We start from the raw sequence: 21,024 nt of genomic DNA on the forward strand, positions 1-21,024 counted from the left end.
AAAAAATCGGCGTGCCGGACATAGCCGGCACGCCGATGCTTGCAACAAAACCATTCAACGAAACAGACTGCGTTACGCGCTGAGAATTTCGACCGGAACGGGCTCCGGCAGCAGGTTAGGGATCGCCTCGCGGAACACATCGTCGATCCGCGTGGCGAAGAAGAACTGCATCTCCTCGCGCACATGCTTGGGCAGGTCGCGCAGATCCTTGCGGTTCGCTTCCGGCATGATCACGCGGTTGATGCCGGCGCGGCGAGCGGCCAGCACCTTCTCCTTCAGGCCGCCGATGGGCAGCACGCGGCCGGTCAGGGTAATCTCACCGGTCATGGCCGTATCGTGCCGGGCCTTCTTCTTCGTATAGAGCGAAGCGAGAGCCACGGCCAGCGTGATGCCGGCCGAAGGACCGTCCTTCGGGATGCCGCCCGACGGCACGTGGATGTGCACGCCGAAGTCGGAGAACGCCTGGGGATCGATGCCATACTCCTCGGCATGCGCCCACAGGAAGCTCTGGGCCGCCTTGGCCGACTCCTGCATCACCTCGCCCAGTTGCCCGGTCAAGGTCATGCCCTTGCCCTTCGGCAGCAGCGTCGCCTCGATGTAGAGGACATCGCCGCCCGCCGGAGTCCAGGCCAGGCCCGTGGAGACACCGGCCGGCAGATTCTCGCGTGCCGGTTCGGGCACGTAGAACTCCGGTCCCAACAGCTCCACCACCATGGCTGAGTCCATGGCGATCGCCTCGGTGCGGCCCTCGGCGAACTTCAAGGCCGCCTTGCGGCAGAGGCGCGAGATGCCGCGCTCCAGGTTCCGCAAGCCGGCTTCCCGGGTGTACGACTCGATCAACTTGCGCAGACCGTCGGCCGGGAACGTCAACTGCTCTTCCGTCATGCCCGCTTCGGTCATCTGCCGCGGGATGAGGTATTTGTTCGCGATTGCGACCTTCTCCTCTTCGCTGTAACCGGCCAGCCGCAGCACTTCCATACGGTCGAGCAGCGGTTGCGGCAGGCTGTCCAGGGTGTTCGCCGTCGTGACAAACATCACCTTCGAGAGGTCGAACGGCAGATCCAGGTAGTTGTCGCGGAACGTCGAGTTCTGCGCCGGATCCAGCACTTCCAGCAGCGCCGCCGCCGGATCGCCCCGGAAGTCGCGGCCCAGCTTATCCACTTCGTCCAGCATCAGCACCGGGTTGTTCGCACCCGAGCGCCGGATGGCCTGGATCAGCCGGCCGGCCATGGCACCGATGTAGGTACGCCGGTGGCCGCGCAGTTCGCTCTCATCGTGCAACCCGCCCAGGCTCATGCGCTCGAACTTGCGGCCGAGGGCACGGGCGATGGACTGGCCCAGCGATGTCTTGCCGACGCCGGGCGGTCCGACGAAGCAGAGGATGGGCGCCTTGGCTTTGGGGTTGCGCTGCAGCACACCCAGGTGTTCCAGGATGCGCTCCTTCACGTCCTCCAGGCCGTAGTGGTCGTCGTTCAACACCTGACGGGCGCGAGCGATCTCGAGGTTGTCCTCGGTCTGCTTGGTCCATGGCAGGTCGAGCACGAGGTCGAGCCAGGTGCGCAGGACGTGGCGTTCCGGCGACTGGTCCGGCAGGCGCTCAAAGCGCTTGAACTCGCGTTCCGCTTCCTTGCGGGCTTCGTCCGGCAGCACCGTCTCGGCCAGCCGCTTGCGCAGCTCCTCGGTCTCGGCCTTGGAAGGATCGTCCTCACCCAGCTCCTGCTGGATGGCCTTCATCTGGCGCCGCAGCACGTAGTCGCGCTGCTCTTTCGACATCTCTTCCTGCGCCTCGGAGACGATCTTCTGGCGCACTTCCAGGACACGGATCTCTTCCGTCAGGTATTGCACGGCGAGTTCCAGCGCTTCCTTCAACGTGGCGGCAGAGAGCAGCGTCTGCAGCTTCTGCATGTCGAGGTTGAAGGCCGTCGACAGCAGCCACATGAGCTGCTGCGGGTCGTCGGCGTTGGTCATCAGATTCGAGATCTGCTCCGCCGCCTGCGGATTGATGCGCTCGATGGCCTTCGCGGCGACTTCGAACAAGGCGGTCTGCAGCGCCTTCTCTTCCGTGGAATGATCGGCCGCGAGCGGCATGGGCGATGCCTTGGCGGTCAAGTAGCCGCCCGTCTGCTCCACGCCGATGATTCCGACGCGGTCGAGTCCGGCGACGACAATTTCAATCAGGGCCGGAGAGGTCCGCAGTACTTTGCGGATTTTCGCGCGGGTCCCGAAGTTGTGCAGATCCGAAGCTCCGGGGGCTTCATTGGCGGGATCGCGCTGGGCGAGCAGGATCAGCTCGCCTTCATGGTCCTTGATGGCGGATTCCACCGCGGCGCGAGAGGCGTCGCGGCCCACCGACAGAGGGAGCACCAGCTTCGGAAAGAGCACGATGTTCTTCAGGGGAAGCACCGGCAATGTGACGAACTCGATTTGGTCTGGCATTGGGCTCCTTAGAAAAGCTCTCAGCTGTCAGCTCTCAGCTTTCAGCCTGTTCAATTACAGTGTTCTCGTTGCTGCTTCTTTGATTGCGGCCGGCGGGTTTTGGGTTCCGCGCCGGCACGCAATTCGACTTACTACTGAGCGGCGACCGGCTCCCGTTGTTCGAAAACCAGTTCGCCCCGTTGGGCGGATACATAGATGTGCTGGCCGTCCTTGATCTTGCCTTCCAGCAGGGCCCGCGCCAGGCGCGTCTCCAACTCGCGCTGGATGGCACGCTTCAAAGGACGGGCGCCGTAGTCGGGTTCGTACCCCACGCGCACCAGGTGATCCTTGGCTTCGTCCGACAGATCGAGCGAGATGTGCCGGGCCGCCAGGCGCTTGCGCACCAGGCCCAATTGGATATCCACGATGCGCCGGATGTGCTCGCTCCGCAAGGCATGGAAGACGACAGTCTCATCCACACGATTGAGGAATTCCGGCCGGAACGACTTGCGCAGTTCTTCGAGCACGGCGAGCTTCATCATCTCGTAGGCCGTACCCGCGGTCTCGCCCGAGTAGTTCCGGATGCGGTCGCTGCCCAGGTTCGACGTCATGATCAGGATGGAGTTGCGGAAGTCCACCGTGCGGCCCTGGCCGTCGGTCAACCTTCCGTCGTCCAACACCTGCAACAGCACGTTGAACACGTCCGGGTGCGCCTTCTCAATTTCGTCCAGCAACACCACGGCATAGGGACGGCGCCGGATGGCCTCAGTCAACTGGCCACCCTCTTCGAAGCCCACGTAGCCGGGCGGTGCGCCGATGAGGCGGGCCACCGTGTGCTTCTCCTGATACTCCGACATGTCCAGCCGGATCAGGGCTTTTTCGTCGTCGAACAGCGTCTCGGCCAGGGCGCGGGCCAGTTCGGTTTTGCCGACGCCCGTGGGCCCCAGGAACAGGAAACTGCCGATGGGCCGGTTCGGATCGCTCAGGCCGGCGCGAGCCCGCTGCACGGCCTCGGCCACCACCTGAACGGCTTCGTCCTGCCCGACCACTCTCGTATGGAGCTGGCTGGCCAGGTGCAACAGCTTGTGCAACTCGCCTTCCAACAACTTCGTGACCGGAATGCTGGTCCAGCGCGCCACAACGTGCGCGATATCCTCTTCGTCGACAACCTCTTTGAGCAGGCGTTTGTTGCTCTCCTGCTCATGCAGGCGCTGCTCTTCCTCGAAAACAGACTTCTCCAGCCCGATGAGGGTACCGAACTTCAGCTCGGCCACCTTGCTGAGATCGTAGGCCCGTTCGGCGATATCGATCTCCCGCTTCGTGTCCTCGATCTTTTCGCGCAGGGAGCGCAGCCGCGAGACGGCGTCCTTCTCGCTGGTCCACTGCGTCTTCAGCGCGTTGGTCTCTTCCTTGAGGGAGAAGATCTCCTCCTCCAGTTTGGCCAGCCGCTCGCGCGAGGGATCGTCGGTCTCTTTCTTCAGCGCCTGCCCTTCGATCTCGAGCTGCATGGTGCGGCGCATCTTCTCGTCCAGCTCGGACGGCATCGAGTCGATCTCCGTCCTCAGACGGGCGGCCGCCTCGTCGACAAGGTCGATGGCTTTGTCAGGCAGAAAACGGTCCGTGATGTAGCGATTGGACAGCGTAGCCGCGGCCACCAGCGCGGAATCCTTGATTCGCACGCCGTGATGGACCTCGTAGCGCTCCTTCAAACCGCGCAGGATCGAGATGGTGTCCTCGACGCTGGGCTGGTCGACGACCACCGGCTGGAAGCGGCGCTCCAGGGCGGCGTCCTTTTCGATGTACTTGCGGTATTCGTCCAGCGTCGTGGCGCCGATGCAGTGCAGTTCGCCGCGCGCCAGCATGGGCTTCAGCAGGTTGCCGGCGTCCATGGCGCCTTCGGCCTTCCCCGCCCCGACCACGGTGTGCAGCTCGTCGATGAACAGGATGATCTGGCCTTCGCTGGAGGAGACTTCCTTGAGCACGGCCTTCAGCCGCTCTTCGAATTCGCCGCGGAACTTGGCTCCGGCGATCAGGGCGCCCATGTCGAGGGCGACCACCTTCTTGGACTTGAGGCCTTCCGGCACGTCGCCGCGCACAATGCGCTGGGCGAGGCCTTCGGCAATGGCGGTCTTACCGACACCGGGTTCACCGATGAGCACCGGATTGTTCTTGGTGCGCCGGGACAGGACCTGGATGACACGGCGGATCTCTTCGTCGCGGCCGATCACCGGGTCCAGCTTGCCCTGGGAGGCCATGATCGTCAGATCGCGGCCGTACTGCTCCAACGCCTGATAAGTGGTTTCCGGATTCTGGGAGGTGACGCGCTGGCTGCCCCGAATGTCCTTGATCGCGGCTTCCAGCTTCGTGCGATCGCCCACCACCTGCCCGGCTACGCCGTTGCCGGCCTGCAGGGCCAGCAGGATGTGCTCCACCGAGACGAAATCGTCCTTGAGCTTCTTGGCTTCCTGCTCGGCATTGCCGATGACCGCGGCCAGACGCTGGGTCAGGTACATGCCCTGGCTACCGCCCCCGGAAACCTGAACCTTGGGCAGCTTGTCCAGCTCGGCCATCAGGCGGCGGTGCGCCGACTCCAGGTTCACTCCTGCTTTCAAGAGGATAGAAGGCGCGAGGCCGTTCTCCTGCTCCAGCAGGGCCAACAGCAGGTGTTCATTGTCGACCTGTTGGTGCGACAACCGCGCGGCGAGAGTCTGGGCGCCGCGGATGGCTTCCTGTGACTTTTCAGTGTAGCGATTGAGGTCCATAGTTGAGTACCGTACGAGCTCAAGGCGAGTCTATCACACTTGAGCAAATCCTTATATGAAAACGTGAGCGTTCAACTGTCAGATGTAGAAGCCCACCCCAAAGTTTCAGCTTTCCAGATGATTCCCGGGAGATGGCGATCCTGGTCGAAGAGATGGCTCCGCCTGCCTTATCGGCGGATCCGAAAGGGACCTCCGGCTCACGCAGGGGGGATTGTCGATGAACGGAAGCTAATTTTTGGCGAGGACTCGGAAATCCCAGATCTGGATCTCGCCCTCGCCCTCGGCGTACTGAACCATGGCGTACTCGCCGGGCGTCAGGGGCTTCGTCGGCCAAACCTTATACAGGTCGTCGCTCAACTGCTGGCGGAAGACCTCCACCAGATCCATCTCGAAGCTGACGAGATTGGTCACCGGCTGGCGGATCCAGACGGCTACCTCGCGGGTGCCCTTGCCGGGCTTCAGCCGCACGATGGAGAAGCGCTGGACATTGGCGATGCGGAAGTAGAAGTTCGGGACCAGTTCAGGGACCGAAACGGCGGAGTTCTCGCCGGGCAGTTCCAGCACGGCCTTGTTGGAGATGATGGGCAGGGGCGACATGGCTTTGAGGATCGAGCGCTTCTTGTCGCCGCGCATCTTCATCTCAGCGGTCTTGACCTCGACGACTTTGTCGTTCTCGACGAAATAGACTCCGGAATCGACCGGGATGCGGCTGATCTCGCGTTTCAGCGCACGGTCGAACTTCTCTTCGGCGTCCTCGATGGCGGCGTCTTTCTTCTCAGCCTCGACCCGTGATTTCCGCTCGCCCTCGGTCTTCTTCAGGTCCACCAGGTCCAGCGGGATCTCTTCCCAGTCTCCGCGTTCGGCGGAATAGTAACGGACGCGGTCTTCCAGTACCTTATATTCGGTCACGGAGTGGTAGCCGCCTTCTTTGAGATACAGCTTGAAGGTGTCGGCCCAGGCCAGGGCGGCCAGGAAAATCAGAGTGAGTACGACGCGCATGGCACTCCCTTCCTCTATTATGGGAGTCGTGATTCATAGACGCACGCTTGGACGCACAGGTTGGCAGATTTCTGAGATCGGTTACGGAGCCTGGGGGCTTGGCGGCAACCAGTGGCGGGGCCACGCCGAAGACGACGCGCTGGCCGCCCTGCGCCGTGCCTTGGAACTGGGGCTGAACTTCATCGATACGGCCCTCGCCTACAACGAAGGCCACAGCGAACAGCTCATCGCCCAGACTTTGAAAGAGACCGGCGCCACGCCCTATGTGGCGACCAAGGTTCCGCCGAAGAACCGGATCTGGCCGGCGCAGCCCGGCATCGGCCTGGATGACGTCTTCCCCTACGACTATGTGGTGGAGTGCACCGAGACCTCGCTGAGGAACTTGGGTGTCGAGACGATCGACCTGCAGCAGTTCCACGTCTGGAACCCCGAATGGATCGCCCGCGACGAGTGGAAGAAGGCGATCGAGGACCTCAAGAAGGCCGGCAAGGTGCGGTTCTGGGGGATCTCGATCAACGACCACCAGCCGGACTCCGCGCTGGAAGCCTGCCGGACCGGACTCATTGATACGGTCCAGGTGATCTACAACATCTTCGACCAGACTCCGGAAAAGAATCTTTACCCGCTCTGCCAGGAACTGAACATCGGTGTGCTCGCGCGCGTTCCTTTAGATGAAGGCGCCTTAACGGGAGCGATTACCCCGGAAACCGAGTTTGACCCGGCCGAATTCCGCGCCTGGTATTTCCGCGGCAATCACAAGCAACTGGTATACGACAAAGTAAATTCATTGCGGGCCGATTTGGAACCTGCCGGACTCAATGAGACCCTGGCAGAGACGGCTTTGCGCTTCTGTATCTCGCACCCGGCGGTCTCCACGGTGATCCCCGGAATGAGGAAGATTCGAAACGTAGAACAGAATATGGCCGTCTCAGAGAAGGGGGTCTTACCCGCCCCGGTTCTCGAAATCTTACGACGCCATGCCTGGGAAAAGAATTTCTACTCTTAGCCTCCTTGCGGGAGGCATTTTGCTGTTCAGCGCGGCGGCCCGCGCGCAAACCGACTATTTCCCATTGCAGGCCGGAAATCAGTGGATTTACCGCTCCACCGCCGGTACGTTCACTTTGCAGGTCGTGGAATCGCAGGCCGCCGGTGACAAGGAGCACTTCCTGGTTCGCGGCCTGCCCTCCCAACCCGAAGTTCTGCTCCGCAAGGACGACGCCGGCCGCATCCTCATCTGGGATGCCGCTACGAAGAGCGACAGGATCTGGCTCGACACCACAACTAAGGAAGGCGTGGAAACCGAAACCGGCGTCGACCCCTGCAATAAATCCAGCGTGATCACCTCCCGCCAAGCCGCCTACAAAGGCCCGGTCGGCCAGTTCGACAACGCCCTCACGGTCCGCTACACCATCGCCAACTGCGCTGACGCCGGCATCGAATCCGATGTCTGGCTCCCCTCCGTCGGCCTGCTACGCCGCACCTGGCAGACTTTCACCGGCCCTCGCCCCTACGAGCTTGTCTATGCCAAACTCGGCGGCCGCACGGTCATCTCCGAGCCCGAACTCGCCTTCGGCCTCTCGCTGGACCGCGCCGTGTACATCGCCGACCTCATGCCGCCCGTGGATCCGAACAAAGCCGTACCACTGATGCTGGTGCGCATGACGCTGCGGAATACCACGAAAGACAATTTAACCTTGAATTTCCCCTCCGGGCAGGTCTACGATTTAGTCATTCGCGACGCAGGCGGCAAGCAGATTTACCAATGGTCGGCCAATAAGACATTCGTGGCCGTGCTGCACAGCGAAACGGTGAAAGGCGAGGCCAATTGGGTGGTCAGCCTGCCGCTGGGTGAACAGACCGGCGCGGCGAACCAGCCCTGGCCCGACGGCCGGTATACGGCGGAAGCCTGGCTGACGACGGATGGCGGCAAGTTGTATGGGGGGACCGTTGCTTTTGAAATCATGGCGGTGCACTAATCTCCTGATCGCTCTGGCCTGCGCTCCGGCGCTGCTGGCGGCAGACTGGCTGCCCCTGCAAACGGGCAACCAGTGGATCTACCGCGGCAGCGGTACGCACGCCCAGGCGCCGCTGGTCCTGCTTGTGGGGGAAGCGCGTGAGTTCGCGGGTCATACGTACTATCAACTGGAAGGTCTGCCCGAGGGCACCTACTGGCTTCGCAACGACGGCGATCGTGTCGTGCAGTGGAAGGAAGACACCAGCCAGGATGCGCTCCGGTACGACTTCTCGCGCGGCGTAGGCGAAGCCTATGCCACCAACCTTCGCGGCCTGGCGGCCATCGCCACAGTCAGTAAGGCCCAATCATCGCTCAGCACCCCGGCGGGCAGTTTTTCCGATGTCGTATCCCTCACTTACACCTACGCACCCGTTCGCGAGGGCGACTTCACCACACGGAACGTCACCGGCGAGGCGTTTGCTTCAGGTGTTGGCGTGCTGCTCCAGGAGTTCTCCGATCGCAACGGCGTCAGCGCGAAATACGAACTCGTCTACGCCCGCCTCGGCTCCTCCACCGTCCTCAAGGGTCCCGAGAACGGCATCCAACTCTCCCTCAACGAAGACAAAACCTGGGCCCGCCTGCAGGTGGACGCGCAACCGTCCTCGATCAAGATTTTGCGCCTCTACGATGAGACCGGCAGCGAAGTCTGGTCCTGGACGAGTGCACAGAAGTGGTTCAATGTCACGGGCGATCCCAACGTGGAGCTCCCGGCGATGAAACCCGGCCAGTACGTCCTGACCGCCGAAGCTGGCGACGCCCGCATCAGCCTGCCCTTCACCGTCCAGTAGCTCAGTCCGCCGTATCAATCCGCAGTTGATGGTTCAGCCGGATCAGGCGCAGCACCTGCTGCATGCCGCCGGCCCGTTCCAATCCCGGAATGAACAACGGCCCGGGCTGGTCGTTCAACGCCGCGATCTCGGGATCCAGCAGGTCCACGCTCAGCGGCACACCGGCCGGAGTCACCGCCGCCGCCACGACACACCACGACCCCGCTTTCCCGTTGCACGACATCGTGATTCGCGTCGGCCGCGTCGAATTTAAGTATGACAGCGCCGTCAGGATATCCGAGACACGGTTCGCATCGTCACTCCTCTGGAACGTCAGGCACGTCCGCCCGCAACTGATGCCCGGTGTCACGGCGCTACCCGTCTGGTAGACATCCACGGTGAGAATCGAAGCCCCCCGAGCCACGAAATGCGCGGCCGAACGGCTGTGCCGCGCGGCCTCCGACCCGCCTGGATCGATCAGCAAGGCGGCCTCGGATACCCGACCCGGCGCCCAGCGCGCAGGCACTCGCTCGCCGGAGCCGGCGCGCTCCAACAGCACCAACTGGCCTGCCGGAATCGCCTCTACCCGCCGCGGCCATGTGGCGCCTACGGTCGAGGCCAGCAACCGGCGGGCGTCCTGATCGGACAGCCCCTTCACGCGCTGCCTGGACAGGTCGCGCCAACTGGCGAATACCTCGTCCTGGGACAGTGGATGCAGGTCGGCCGGCAGCGGGCCCACCAGCAGATCCTCCGGCTTGAACTTCGCCTGGATGTTCTCGCGTGCGGCCGAGAATGGAATGTCCGGCTTCAACACATTGAAAAGGAAGCGGTAAGCCTCCTCCCGGCTCTTGTGGTTGTAGTTGTGGCCCGAATCGATCTGAATGGAGGATACGGCGTCCGGATTCCCATACAGCCGGTAAATCGACTGGATCGCCGGGTACTCCTCGTCGGGCGTCCGCTTGGTCCAGTCCTTCTTCGAAGAGAGCAGCAACATCGGCTTCGGCGCCATCAGTGCCGCAATCTCCATGTTGTTGGTGCCCAGCCTCAAGCCCGGAGCCTCTTCGCACGTGCAGTCGCCCTGGAACGTCGCCGATACCATGCAGACGGGGATGGCCGCCTGCAGCCGGTCGTCCACAGCGGCCACCAGCAGCGACTGAGTTGCGCCACCGGAGGCGCCGGTGACGGCAATGCGCTTTCCGTCCACCATCGGCAGGGACTCCAGGAAGTCCAGCGATCTGATGGAGTTCCAGAGCTGAAGACCCAGCGGACTGAAGCCCCACTGCTCTTCCTGCTCCGATTTCCCGAACGTATGGGAGGTCTGCCGCGTGTCGTTGTAGCCCACCATGTCGTAGGCGAAAGCGGCGTAGCCCTGGGCGGCCAGGTTGGCGCACAGCGCAGGTACGGAATAGTCGGCGGCGTCGTGGATGCGGCCATTCTTCCAATGGCCATGCGGAACCAGTACGGCCGGGACCTTATTGTCGCCTACATTCTTTGGGAGATAGAGATTTCCGGCAAGGAAATAACCGGGAATTGTTTCGAGCAGTACTTTTTCAACGACGAAACTACCCTTATCCAGGGAATCGAATCGGCGCGCATGCAGGTCCGATTTCGGCAGCATCGGTTCCAGCCCCGCCGCGGTCAGGATCTGCGTTCTCAGGTGGGTCCGGCGCAGCTTCCATTCGTCGAGGCTGCGGTAACTGGGGATGGAGTAGTGCGTGCCGACATCCCTGCGGAACATGGACCGGATGTCGCCCCAGCGCGATTGCCCCCAGAGCAAACTGAGCAGACAGAACCCCAGCAGGGACGCACCCATCATTCTCCGCATTTTGCAGAATCCATTCGGCTCTAACCTGGTTCCATTACGGCGCAGAGGGCCTTGGAAAAAGAAAACGCCCTTACCGGATTAGACGATTCAGGCCTATCCAAGGGTTACAAAATCTTCATTCAAACGATAACCATCCTTGGACTGGCCAAACAGGGCTATCGCCCTTTACTCCCTTTACAATTCCATCCGTCCCGGTCGCGATACACTCTGAGGAATGCGAATCGGGATCCACTGCTCCACGTCGGGTGCGCTGGTCAACGCGGCCAAAAAAGCCCAGGAACTGGGCGCCAACTGTCTCCAGATCTTCTCCGCCAGCCCACGGATGTGGCGCGCCTCGATGCCGTCGGAAGAGCAGACCAGGGAAATGAAGGACTTCCGCGCCGCCAACGACCTCACCCCCCTGGTGATTCACGACAGCTACCTCATCAACATGGCCGCCGCCGATGAGGGGATCCGCGAGAAGTCCATCGCCGGTTTCCGCGGCGAAGTCGAACGCGCCATCGCCATTGGAGCCGAGTATCTGGTCATCCACCCTGGCAGTTCCAAAGACCACACGCTCGAACTGGGCATCGAAACGCTCGCCCGCTCGCTGGAAACGGCATCGAAAGGTCTCAAGCCGGAGGTCCTCACGCTGCTGCTGGAGAACACGGCCGGCGCCGGCAATACCATCGGCCGCACGTTTGAGGACCTCACAGCCATCCGTGACCTCGCCTTGAACCAGGTGCCCTACCCCATCGGCTACTGCCTGGACACCTGCCACCTGTACGTTTCAGGCTTCGATGTTTCCACCGAAGCCGGGCTGAATCAGACAGTTAGCGATGCGGAAAGGATCCTGGGCCTGGAGAACATCCCAGTCATCCACACCAACGATTCCAAGGGGGCCTTCGCCTCCAAACTGGACCGGCATGCGAACATAGGAGAAGGTCACATCGGGTTGGAAGGGTTTCGCAGGATTCTGAACCATCCGAAACTGCGGGATAAGGCGTTTGTGCTGGAGACCCCCATCGACCAGCCGGGCGACGACCAACGCAATGTGGACGCACTGAAATCACTATGCCGGAAAAGCCGTACAACCACCAGGAAATCGAGCTGAATTGGAGCCAGCGCTGGACCGCCGACCCTGAGCTCTACAAAGCCGTCAACGACGGCACCAAGCCCCGCTACTACGTCCTTGAGATGCTGCCTTACCCCAGCGGCCGTCTCCACATGGGCCATGTGCGGAACTACTCGATTGGAGACACGCTCGCCCGCTACCAGTGGATGCGCGGCTTCGACGTGCTCCACCCCATGGGTTGGGACGCCTTCGGCCTGCCCGCCGAGAACGCGGCCATAAAGAACAACCGCCACCCCAGCGAGTGGACCCACTCCAACATCGCTCACATGAAGAAGCAGCTCCTGCGCATGGGCTTCGCCTATGACTGGGACCGCGAAGTCTCCACGTGTGAGCCCGAATACTACCGCTGGAACCAGTGGTTCTTCCTGCGCATGATGGAGCGGGACCTGGCGTACCGCAAGGTCTCCCTCGTCAACTGGTGCCCGGAGTGCGCCACCGTGCTCGCCAACGAGCAGGTGGAGAACGGCTGCTGCTGGCGTCACGAAACCACACCCGTTGAACAGCGCGAACTGGTTCAGTGGTTCCTGCGCATCACGGCCTACGCCGAGCAGTTGCTCGACGACATGAAGCAGATCGAGGCCGGCTGGCCGTCCCAGGTGCTCACCATGCAGCGCAACTGGATTGGCCGCAGCCAGGGCACCGAGGTCGACTTCGGCCTGGCCGGCACCGACCAGAAGATCCGCGTCTTCACCACCCGCGTCGACACCATCTACGGCGCCACCTGCGTCATCCTCGCGCCGGAGCACCCGCTCTCCAAGCAGCTCTGCGAGGGCGCGCTGGCCGTCCAGTTGAAGGCGATGGTCGACGACCAGAGCCGCAAGGATCCCGAGAACCTCGTCAAGGAAGGGTTCTTCACAGGCCACTACGCCGTGAACCCTTATAACGGAGCCACGGTCCCCATCTGGATCGCCAACTTCGTGCTGTGGGGCTACGGCACCGGCGCCATCATGGCGGTGCCCGCTCACGACGAACGCGACTTCGAGTTCTGTACGAAGTACGGCATCTCCATCGTGCCCGTCATCCGGCCCGTCGACGGTCCGCTGGCGATCATCGCCACCGAGCCGTTCACCGAATACGGCATCGTCGAGAACTCCGGCGAATGGTCCGGCCTGCCCAGCGCCGACGCCCGCAAACTGATGAGCGCCCGCGCGAAGGAGAACGGCTTCGGCGAAGCCGCCATCACTTACCGCCTGAAGGACTGGGGCGTCTCCCGCCAGCGCTACTGGGGCACGCCGATCCCGGTTGTGCACTGCCCGGCGTGCGGGGTCGTGCCCGTACCGGACGACCAGTTGCCCGTCCTGCTGCCTTCCGACGTCGAACTCACCGGCCAGGGCAAATCGCCGCTCGCCAACCATCCCAGCTTCCTGAACACCACCTGCCCCAAGTGCGGCGGGCCGGCCCAGCGCGAAACCGACACGATGGACACGTTCGTCGACTCCTCGTGGTACTTCTTCCGCTACGTCGATCCGAAGAACGACAAGCTGCCATTCACGCCGGAGACCGTCCAGCCCTGGTTCCCGGTGGACCAGTACATCGGCGGCGTCACCCACGCCATCCTGCACCTGCTGTACTCGCGCTTCTGGTGCAAGGTGATGCGCGACATCGGCCTGGTGAAGGTCGACGAGCCCTTCAAAAACCTGTTCACCCAGGGCATGGTGCAGTTGAACGGGCAGACGATGTCCAAGTCCAAGGGCAACATCGTCGATCCCGACGAAATGGTGGAAAAGTACGGCGCCGACACCTGTCGCCTGTTCACGCTGTTCGCGGCTCCGCCCGAGAAGAACATGGACTGGAACGAGTCCAGCGTCGAGGGGCAGTACCGTTTCCTGACGCGCCTCTTCAAGTGGGTCACGCGCAATGCCGACGCCACCGAGGGTAGCGGCGAGACCGACGCCCAGGCCCTGCGCAAGCTCCACCAGACCATCCGCAAGATCACGTCAGACTTCGACAACCGCTGGCACTTCAACACGTCCATCGCGGCGTTGATGGAGCTGCTGAACGCGCTGCAGGCCGCCGAAGCGGGCATGTCCCCAGCCGTCCGGCAGGAAGTGGCCGCCAAGCTCACGCTGCTCATCGCGCCCTTCGCGCCCTATGCCGCCGAAGAGCTCTGGGCCACCATCGGTAGAACCGGACCCGTCTTCCGCCAGTCCTGGCCGGCCTTCGATCCTGAACTGGCCAAGGAAGAGGCGCTGGAGATCCCGGTGCAGGTCAATGGCAAGCTGCGCGGCCGCATCACCGCCGCCCACGGCTCCACCAAAGAGGAGCAGGAAGCGCTCGCCCTGGCCGACGAGAAGGTGCTGGCGTTCATCGCCGGCCGCCCCATCGTCAAGGTCATCACGCTACCCGGCAAGCTGGTGAATATCGTGATCAAGGGCTGAGAAACCAGCCCTTCCGTGAGACAGGAGAGCCGGCCGCCCGGCTCTCCCTCCTCTATTTCCTAGTTCTGCCCGGCGCTCTGGTAGATCGCGTTCAGCAGGAACTTGAAGGTCCCGAAACTCTGACCGCGGAACTGCGCCCGGAAACCGATCAGCACGACCCGCCCCTGCCCCATGCGTGCCGAAACCACCGCGGGCTTGCCGGCCACGATGCGCTCGCCCGCGATCCAGCCGCTGGCCAGCAGATTCTGTTTAGCATAGCTGGCCACGACCTTCACTTCGCGATCGCCCTGGTTGAACTCCGGCAGCATCGTGACATCGAACGCCTGGCCGCCGGTGGAGGTCGCAATCGCGTCCTTCGCCACGCCCGCCGCCAACGGGTGCGAGGTGTCGACATTCAGGTGCAGTAGGGACCCGGGGCACGACCAGCCGCCCGAGGTCTCCTCTTCCCCGCTCCGCAGAACGCCGCGCACTCCAATGGGAAACAAAGCCAACGGCAGCTCAGTCGCCGTATCCAGCGCCACCAGCGTGCCACCCTGCTTCACGAATTCCTGCAGGCCGCGGGCGCCTTCCACGCCAATGCCGCCGGTGAACTCGGCCCGCTGCACGTTCGGTGCCGCCTCGACTTGCGGTTCGCCGCGGCCGCTGCGCTCGCCCTCCCGAGTCCCATGCAGAATCGAGTTCATCGATTGCTGCGCCAGGATGATCGTGTCGAAGCGGGACCGCAGATCGGCGGCGCGCAGATCTGCGTTGTGGACCACGGTGTGGCCGACATGGAAGTAGTCGAGCATCCACTGGGTCCAGCCCGTATCGCTGTTCGCCAGGAACGGCTCATACAGCGCCACACGCGCCTTCGGAGCGCCGGGTTTCGGCAGCCACGATGCAGGAGGCTCCTGCGCCGGCAGGTCGCCGATCAGTTCTGACCCGATCGCCGACGGCTGCTCGATCCGCGCATACTGCACGCCCATCTGGTAAGGCAGCGTCCAACCGGCGAGATCGTACGGCCGCTTCACGGGACCATTCGCGCTCGACCGGATCTCCGGATACTTCTGCGGCTCCATCAGGTCGACGATGTAGCCGCGGAACGGCTGGGCGGTCAGCACCAGATACGAGCCGGCGGCATAGCTCTTGCCGTTCACCTCCACCGGCGCCGTCGTTTTGCGCACTTCCACGCCCGCGCCCTGCAGCCGCCGCAGCATCTCCGCTGCCTGCCACGCATTGCCGGGATCCGCTGGAATCACATACGCGTACGGCCCGCCTTTCTGCCCAGCCGCAATCTGCTCCTGCGCCATCTCCCAGGCCTTATGCAGGAACTGGCGCGGCCGCGAAGCCGCGAGTTCGAGAATGGCAAAATCCGCCGTCAGCATGTAGTCGACCGCGTCCATCAGTGCCCAGCGTCCGCCCAGCCAGGGCTTCTCATAGAACACCGATGGCTCGCGCGCCGGGATGCCGTTCGCGAACCGCTCAGGAATCTCCGTCAGCTTATAGACCTTCGGCGTGGCGTACTGATACAGCGCGGTCTCTGTGAGGATGCCGTGCATGTTGTGGAACGCGGGAGCCGAACGCAGCCCGCCGTTCCACCAGGCGTCGAAGCCGTTGTACGACATCGCACCGGCTTTGTTCTCTCGCGCGAAGCGCTCGCGCATCGCCGCGCCGATCCCGCTGATCCCCTCCATCACCGCCGCCGGAATGTTCGGATTCAACGGCTCAGCGTAAGGGGGAATGAAGATGCGCGCCGGGAACGGAGCCACCTGGTGCTGGTTGTAGACGATCTGCGGGAACCACTCACGGAACAGCAACCGGCAGACGTTGCGGGTCTCCGGCAGGTTCAACATGAACCAGTCGCGATTGTTGTCGTGCCCCGAGTACTTCTGATACAGCGTGGGCAGCGGCGCCAGCTCATGCGGCGTCCCCACATTCTTCCGGTACCAGCCCGCCGTCATGTCCAGGCCGTCCGGATTGATCACCGGCACCTGCATCAGGATTACGTTGTCGCGGATGCGCCGGATCTCGTCGGTCTCGCCCGTGATCATCTTGTACGCCAGGTGCGGCGCCTGCTGCACCGGAGCCACCTCCGTCGCGTGCAGTCCCGAGTCGATCCACACAATCGCCTTGCTCTCCGCCGACAGCTTGGCCGCCTCTTCGGGGGTCGCCAGGCCCAAAGCGAGGCGCCGGTTCATCTCTTTGTATTGATCCAGCCTCTTCAGGTTCTCGGCCGAACTGATGAAGGCCACATACGTGGCGCGCCCTTCCGAGCTTTTGCCGAACTCCACCAGCTTGATGCGGTCCGACGAAGCGGCCAGCTTCTGGAAGTACCCGATCACCTCCTGGTAGTTCGCCAGTTTGTAATCGTCGCCCGGCGTGAAGCCGAAGTGATCCTTGGGAGACGGGACAGCACCCAGGGAGGATAGAGCGCAAAGAATGGCAAGGACTGCCCGCCGGCGAGTGACCTGAGACAAGACCATATGGAACAATCGTAGTATGCCTGGGGAATCCCAAACCAAGTTCCGCATCGGGCTGGTCCAGACCTCGTGTTCGCTTGATCCGCAAGAGAATCTCGACAAGGCGGCCGCCAAGGTGCGTGAGGCCGCTGAACGCGGCGCTCAGATCATCTGCCTGCAGGAGCTGTTCCGCTCCCAGTACTTCTGCCGCGACGAGAGCGCGGACCTGTTCGACCTGGCCGAACCCGTGCCCGGCCCGTCCACGGATGTGATGGCGAAGCTCGCGAAGGAGCTTGGCGTGGTCATCGTGGCCAGCCTGTTTGAACGCCGGGCCGCGGGCCTGTATCACAACACGGCCGCCATCCTGAACGCCGATGGCACGCTGGAAGGCATCTACCGCAAGATGCACATCCCGGACGACCCGCTGTTCTTCGAGAAGTTCTACTTCACTCCGGGTGATCTGGGGTTCAAGAACTTCGAGACCCCGTTCGGCCGCATCGGCGTGCTGGTCTGCTGGGATCAGTGGTACCCGGAAGGCGCCCGTCTGACCGCCCTACAAGGCGCCGACATTTTGTTCTATCCCACCGCCATCGGCTGGCATCCGGCGGAGAAGGAACAGTACGGAGCCGCGCAGCTTGACGCCTGGCGCACCATCCAGCGCGGCCATGCCATCGCCAACGGAGTCTACGTGGCCGCCGTGAATCGCGTCGGCTTCGAAGGCACGCCGGAACGCGGCCTGGAGTTCTGGGGCAACAGCTTCGTCGCCGATCCGTTTGGAGTGCTGGTGGCCGAGGCGTCCAACGACAAGGAAGAGATCCTCGTCGTCGAGTGCGACCGCCGCCGCATTGAGGAAGTCCGCCGCAACTGGCCCTTCCTGCGCGATCGCCGCATCGATTTTTATGGGGGGATCACCGAACGGTGGCTGGGCAAAAAGTAACTCACCGCATGCCGCCCGAATGGGCGCAGCATGAGGCCACGTGGCTGGGCTGGCCGCACGAGACGACGGACTGGCCCGGCAAGTTCACTCCGATTCCTTTCCTGTACGGCGAGATTGTACGAATCCTCAGCCGCCGCGAGGAGGTGCGCATTCTCGTCCCCGCGGCTCAGCAGAAACGCGCCCGCGCCGTGCTGGAAAAGTGCGGAGCCTGGAACGGCAATGTCCGGCTCATCACCGCCGAAACCAATCGGAGCTGGACGCGCGACTACTGCCCGCTGTACGTGAAGACCAACACGGGCGAGAAGGTCGCAACCAAGTGGCGGTTCAACGGCTGGGCGAAGTACCCCAACTGGAAGAACGACGATGCAGCCGGAGAGAAGGCGGCGAAAGTCTCCAAAACCACACTCGTGAAACCCGAGTGGAACGGCCGCCGCGTTGTGTTGGAGGGTGGCAGCATCGACGTCAATGGATCCGGCCTGATGCTGACGACCGAGGAGTGTCTTCTGAGTGACATACAGTCGCGGAATCCCGGACTGGAACGCGAACAACTGGAGGCACTGTTCGAAGGCTACCTTGGCGTCGAGAAGGTCCTCTGGCTGAACCGCGGCATCTCTGGTGACGACACCCACGGGCACGTGGACGACCTCGCCCGCTTCACCGATGAACGCACTATCGCCATTGTGGTGGAGGAAGACCGCGAAGAGGCCAACTATGAACCGTTGGCCGAAAATGTCCGCCTGCTGCGCCGGATGAAGCGCCTCGACGGCCGCGCTCCGCGCGTGGTCGAACTGCCCATGCCGCGTCCCGTGTCTTACAACGGGCAGCGTCTGCCGGCCTCCTACGCGAATTTCTATATCGCGAATGGCGTCGTATTAGTGCCGGTGTTTCATGACTCTAACGACCGCATCGCGCTCAATATCCTCGCACGCCTCTTCCCGACGCGCGATGTCATCGGTTTGTATAGCGTCGACCTGGTACTCGGACTCGGAACGATCCATTGCGGGACGATGCAAGAACCCGCTTAATGTGTCGCCGAACCAACAATTCCGCCGAACTTTCCGGAATAACGGCAATTTAGGGTAGACACCACCAACGCATCGAATTATACTTCCTGCACCTGCCGAAGAAGTGTTCTGGGCGGAGTCCACTTGGGGAGGCTGGTTCGATGGCTCAAGAATGGGGCCGCGCCGTAGGCACAGCCTATTCCGGCGCAGCACCTGCGGATGCATTTGAAACGCCGTTGCGGACAGTCTTCGAGGCCGCTCCGCAGGCGATTCTGCTGGTTGATTCCAAAGGCTTGATCCTGCAGGCGAATGGGGGGGCGGAGAGTCTATTCGGTTACACTCGCGCCGAGATGGAAGGCCATCCCGTCGAGATGCTGCTGCCCGGCCGCGACGACGACGCCAATCCGGATTCACGCATTCACTACTTCCTGACGGGAGAATATCTCCAGCCGGAGCAAGGCGCCGACTACGCAGGAAGGCGCAAAGGCGGCACCGAATTTCCCGTAGCCATCGAACTGCGCCGGTCGTCCTGGAAAGGGACGCCAATTGTAATTGCTTTCATTTCCGACATCACGCAGCGCAAAAAGCTCGAAAGCCGCCTCATCGAGGTGCAGCGCATTGAAGTCGCCGGCCACCTGGTCGCCAGCATCGTGCACGACTTCAACAACCTGCTCACGATCATCAACGGGCACAACCACATCCTGCTCGATCAATTGCCGCGGATCGACCCGCTCAGCGAGAACTCGCGCGAAATCCAGAATGCCGTGCAGCGTTCCTCCGGCCTGGTGAAGGAACTGCTTTCGTTCAGTCGCCGCCAGTGCGCTCCCGCACAAAAAACTACACCCCTCAACGGTGCGATCTACGACATGGACGGCATGATCCGCCGCCTGTTGCCGCCCAATCTCGAACTGACTTTCCGCCTTTCCCCACGTGCCGGGTTCGTCGCGGCGGAGCGTGGCCGCATCGACCAGGTGCTGGTCAATCTGGTCCTGAATGCGAGGGACGCCCTGCGAGGCCGTGGCGGGAAAATCCATATATCCACGCGGCGTGCGTGGCTCAACCCAGGAGAGTCGCACGCCCGCTCCGGCCCTTACGCCGTACTTTCCGTGACAGACAATGGCTGCGGCATGGACGCGATCGCCCAGGCCCGCCTGTTTGAGCCCTTCTTTACGACAAAACAGGGAGGCACCGGACTGGGGCTGGCTACGGTCCAGCGGATTGTTCACCAGGCCGGGGGTCTCATTCGGGTGAAGAGCAGCCTGAATCGTGGTACAACATTCACCATCTGCCTTCCACGCGTGGAGGGTGAGGTGGAGACTTTGCCCACAACCGCTGCTAACGCTTCGTCCGGCACCGAAACCATCCTGCTTGTCGAGGATGAGGAGGGGATCCGGCGGCTGATTACCAGCATCCTGCGCAAACGCGGCTATCGGGTGCTGGAGGCGGCCGGCGGCAAAGAGGCAGAGAAGATCTTACAGGCCCATAACGGGATCATCGATCTTCTCCTTACAGACGTGAATCTGCCCGATTCCGCTGGAGGTGCGATCGCCGAACGCCTGCTGGCCCTGCAGCCCGGGCTCAAAGTTCTCTACATCTCCGGCCACTCCGAAGAGCAGGCACTCAAGCGCGGCCTGGTCGCCCCGGGCGCTCGCTTTCTGCCGAAGCCATTTACCGTGGATGAGCTGGCGCGCCGCGTCCGTGGCACCTTGGACGACGCCTAGCGCCTGATGGCGCGCACCTCGGCGACAGACCGCCGCCATGGGAATTGGGCCGGGCTCACTCCACCGGGCCGTCACCAGCGCCGCTGCCTCCCTGCTGGGTCTTCTCCACCAGCCGCAGCACCGACTGATCCGTATTCAGCAGCCGCACCTCATCGAGAGGCACCCAGGCCACGTCACGTGACTCCTCACTCACCACCAGCGGGATGGCCCGGTCCGCCACCAGCAGAAAGCGGACATCGTAATGAACATGCGCCGGCTCCTTTTTCCGGGCGGGAATATCATGGGCATCCACATCGAAAATCCCACTGCCCGCTGGCACGGCCGCCACACCCGTCTCCTCCAACACTTCCCGCATCGCGGAACCCAGGACGTCCGGATTCCCGTCGCAATGTCCGCCCGGTTGCAGCCACTTGTCCAGCCGCGCGTGATGCACCAGCAGCGTCTCCTTCCGGTCCTGGCTCAGCACCCAGGCGGACGCCGTCACGTGGCCGATCAGCAGCGACCGCTCAAAGCAATCGGGATGCTGCTCAACGAACGCCAGGATACGCACACGCATCGTCTCTTCGTGCGGGTTGAAGGCGCTGTACGCGCGCAGTTGACTGATCAGGTTTTCGCGGGTGGTCATGGTGGGCAGGTTAGGGTTCCTCCAT

At 62.8% G+C, this 21,024-nt stretch carries 14 protein-coding genes; 8 read left to right on the forward strand and 6 right to left on the reverse strand.

The window, feature by feature from the left end:
• Positions 1-72 precede the first annotated feature (72 nt).
• The 3 genes from lon to IRI77_RS07080 form a co-directional block, all read right to left on the reverse strand.
• Positions 73-2,424 (reverse strand): endopeptidase La, encoded by a 2,352-nt coding sequence (gene lon / locus IRI77_RS07070; protein ID WP_407674106.1) that lies wholly within the window; start codon positions 2,422-2,424, stop codon positions 73-75.
• Positions 2,425-2,567: 143 nt separating this feature from the next.
• Positions 2,568-5,177, reverse strand: a complete 2,610-nt coding sequence (gene clpB, locus IRI77_RS07075) for an ATP-dependent chaperone ClpB (RefSeq protein WP_194451370.1) — start codon at positions 5,175-5,177, stop codon at positions 2,568-2,570.
• A 228-nt stretch (positions 5,178-5,405) separates the two neighbouring features.
• Positions 5,406-6,176, reverse strand: a complete 771-nt coding sequence (locus IRI77_RS07080; protein ID WP_194451371.1) for a hypothetical protein — start codon at positions 6,174-6,176, stop codon at positions 5,406-5,408.
• A 28-nt stretch (positions 6,177-6,204) separates the two neighbouring features.
• On the opposite strand from IRI77_RS07080, the gene IRI77_RS07085 reads away from it, so the two are divergent.
• The 3 genes from IRI77_RS07085 to IRI77_RS07095 are packed head-to-tail and all read left to right on the forward strand — an operon-like array spanning position 6,205 to position 8,978.
• Entirely contained in the window at positions 6,205-7,182 is a 978-nt protein-coding gene (locus IRI77_RS07085) for an aldo/keto reductase (protein ID WP_228486635.1), read from the forward strand.
• Between the two features lie 19 nt (positions 7,183-7,201).
• Positions 7,202-8,152, forward strand: coding sequence for a BsuPI-related putative proteinase inhibitor (locus IRI77_RS07090; protein WP_194451372.1), 951 nt, complete (start codon positions 7,202-7,204; stop codon positions 8,150-8,152).
• Complete coding sequence (locus IRI77_RS07095) at positions 8,130-8,978, forward strand: hypothetical protein (RefSeq protein WP_194451373.1); 849 nt, start codon at positions 8,130-8,132, stop codon at positions 8,976-8,978. The genes IRI77_RS07090 and IRI77_RS07095 overlap by 23 nt, the downstream gene beginning before the upstream one ends.
• A 1-nt stretch (position 8,979) precedes the next feature.
• On the opposite strand, the gene IRI77_RS07100 is transcribed toward IRI77_RS07095, so the two are convergent.
• Positions 8,980-10,782 carry an alpha/beta hydrolase family protein gene (locus tag IRI77_RS07100; RefSeq protein WP_194451374.1) on the reverse strand — a complete coding sequence of 601 codons (1,803 nt, stop codon included), beginning with the start codon at positions 10,780-10,782 and terminating at the stop codon, positions 8,980-8,982.
• A gap of 214 nt (positions 10,783-10,996) precedes the next feature.
• Between IRI77_RS07100 and IRI77_RS07105 the strand changes: the two genes are divergently transcribed.
• Both IRI77_RS07105 and leuS read left to right on the forward strand, forming a co-directional pair.
• Positions 10,997-11,875 carry a deoxyribonuclease IV gene (locus tag IRI77_RS07105; protein ID WP_194451375.1) on the forward strand — a complete coding sequence of 293 codons (879 nt, stop codon included), beginning with the start codon at positions 10,997-10,999 and terminating at the stop codon, positions 11,873-11,875.
• Positions 11,836-14,274: a leucine--tRNA ligase gene (gene leuS, locus IRI77_RS07110; protein WP_194451376.1), complete on the forward strand. Its 2,439-nt coding sequence runs from the start codon at positions 11,836-11,838 to the stop codon at positions 14,272-14,274. Before IRI77_RS07105 ends, leuS begins: the two co-directional genes overlap by 40 nt.
• A 59-nt stretch (positions 14,275-14,333) precedes the next feature.
• On the opposite strand, the gene IRI77_RS07115 is transcribed toward leuS, so the two are convergent.
• Entirely contained in the window at positions 14,334-16,736 is a 2,403-nt protein-coding gene (locus IRI77_RS07115; RefSeq protein ID WP_194451377.1) for a M14 family metallopeptidase, read from the reverse strand.
• 16 nt (positions 16,737-16,752) lie between these two features.
• On the opposite strand from IRI77_RS07115, the gene IRI77_RS07120 reads away from it, so the two are divergent.
• The 3 genes from IRI77_RS07120 (at position 16,753) to IRI77_RS07130 (ending at position 20,374) form a co-directional block, all read left to right on the forward strand.
• Positions 16,753-17,649 carry a carbon-nitrogen hydrolase gene (locus tag IRI77_RS07120; RefSeq protein WP_194451378.1) on the forward strand — a complete coding sequence of 299 codons (897 nt, stop codon included), beginning with the start codon at positions 16,753-16,755 and terminating at the stop codon, positions 17,647-17,649.
• An 8-nt stretch (positions 17,650-17,657) separates the two neighbouring features.
• Complete coding sequence (locus tag IRI77_RS07125; RefSeq protein ID WP_194451379.1) at positions 17,658-18,674, forward strand: agmatine deiminase family protein; 1,017 nt, start codon at positions 17,658-17,660, stop codon at positions 18,672-18,674.
• 140 nt (positions 18,675-18,814) lie between these two features.
• Positions 18,815-20,374 (forward strand): hybrid sensor histidine kinase/response regulator, encoded by a 1,560-nt coding sequence (locus tag IRI77_RS07130; protein ID WP_194451380.1) that lies wholly within the window; start codon positions 18,815-18,817, stop codon positions 20,372-20,374.
• Positions 20,375-20,429: 55 nt separating this feature from the next.
• Here IRI77_RS07130 and IRI77_RS07135 read toward each other — a convergent pair whose 3' ends face one another.
• Entirely contained in the window at positions 20,430-20,999 is a 570-nt protein-coding gene (locus tag IRI77_RS07135; protein WP_228486636.1) for an NUDIX hydrolase, read from the reverse strand.
• Between the last annotated feature and the right edge of the window lie 25 nt (positions 21,000-21,024).

Source organism: Paludibaculum fermentans (assembly GCF_015277775.1).
Lineage (GTDB): Bacteria > Acidobacteriota > Terriglobia > Bryobacterales > Bryobacteraceae > Paludibaculum > Paludibaculum fermentans.

Coding starts and splice junctions, on each gene's coding strand:
- clpB (WP_194451370.1), bottom strand. CDS start 5,177: ATGGACCTCAATCGCTACACTGAAAAGTCACAGGAAGCCATCCGCGGC.
- IRI77_RS07135 (WP_228486636.1), bottom strand. CDS start 20,999: ATGACCACCCGCGAAAACCTGATCAGTCAACTGCGCGCGTACAGCGCC.
- IRI77_RS07125 (WP_194451379.1), top strand. CDS start 17,658: ATGCCGCCCGAATGGGCGCAGCATGAGGCCACGTGGCTGGGCTGGCCG.
- IRI77_RS07105 (WP_194451375.1), top strand. CDS start 10,997: ATGCGAATCGGGATCCACTGCTCCACGTCGGGTGCGCTGGTCAACGCG.
- IRI77_RS07120 (WP_194451378.1), top strand. CDS start 16,753: ATGCCTGGGGAATCCCAAACCAAGTTCCGCATCGGGCTGGTCCAGACC.
- IRI77_RS07100 (WP_194451374.1), bottom strand. CDS start 10,782: ATGCGGAGAATGATGGGTGCGTCCCTGCTGGGGTTCTGTCTGCTCAGT.
- IRI77_RS07115 (WP_194451377.1), bottom strand. CDS start 16,736: ATGGTCTTGTCTCAGGTCACTCGCCGGCGGGCAGTCCTTGCCATTCTT.
- IRI77_RS07080 (WP_194451371.1), bottom strand. CDS start 6,176: ATGCGCGTCGTACTCACTCTGATTTTCCTGGCCGCCCTGGCCTGGGCC.
- IRI77_RS07130 (WP_194451380.1), top strand. CDS start 18,815: ATGGCTCAAGAATGGGGCCGCGCCGTAGGCACAGCCTATTCCGGCGCA.
- leuS (WP_194451376.1), top strand. CDS start 11,836: ATGCCGGAAAAGCCGTACAACCACCAGGAAATCGAGCTGAATTGGAGC.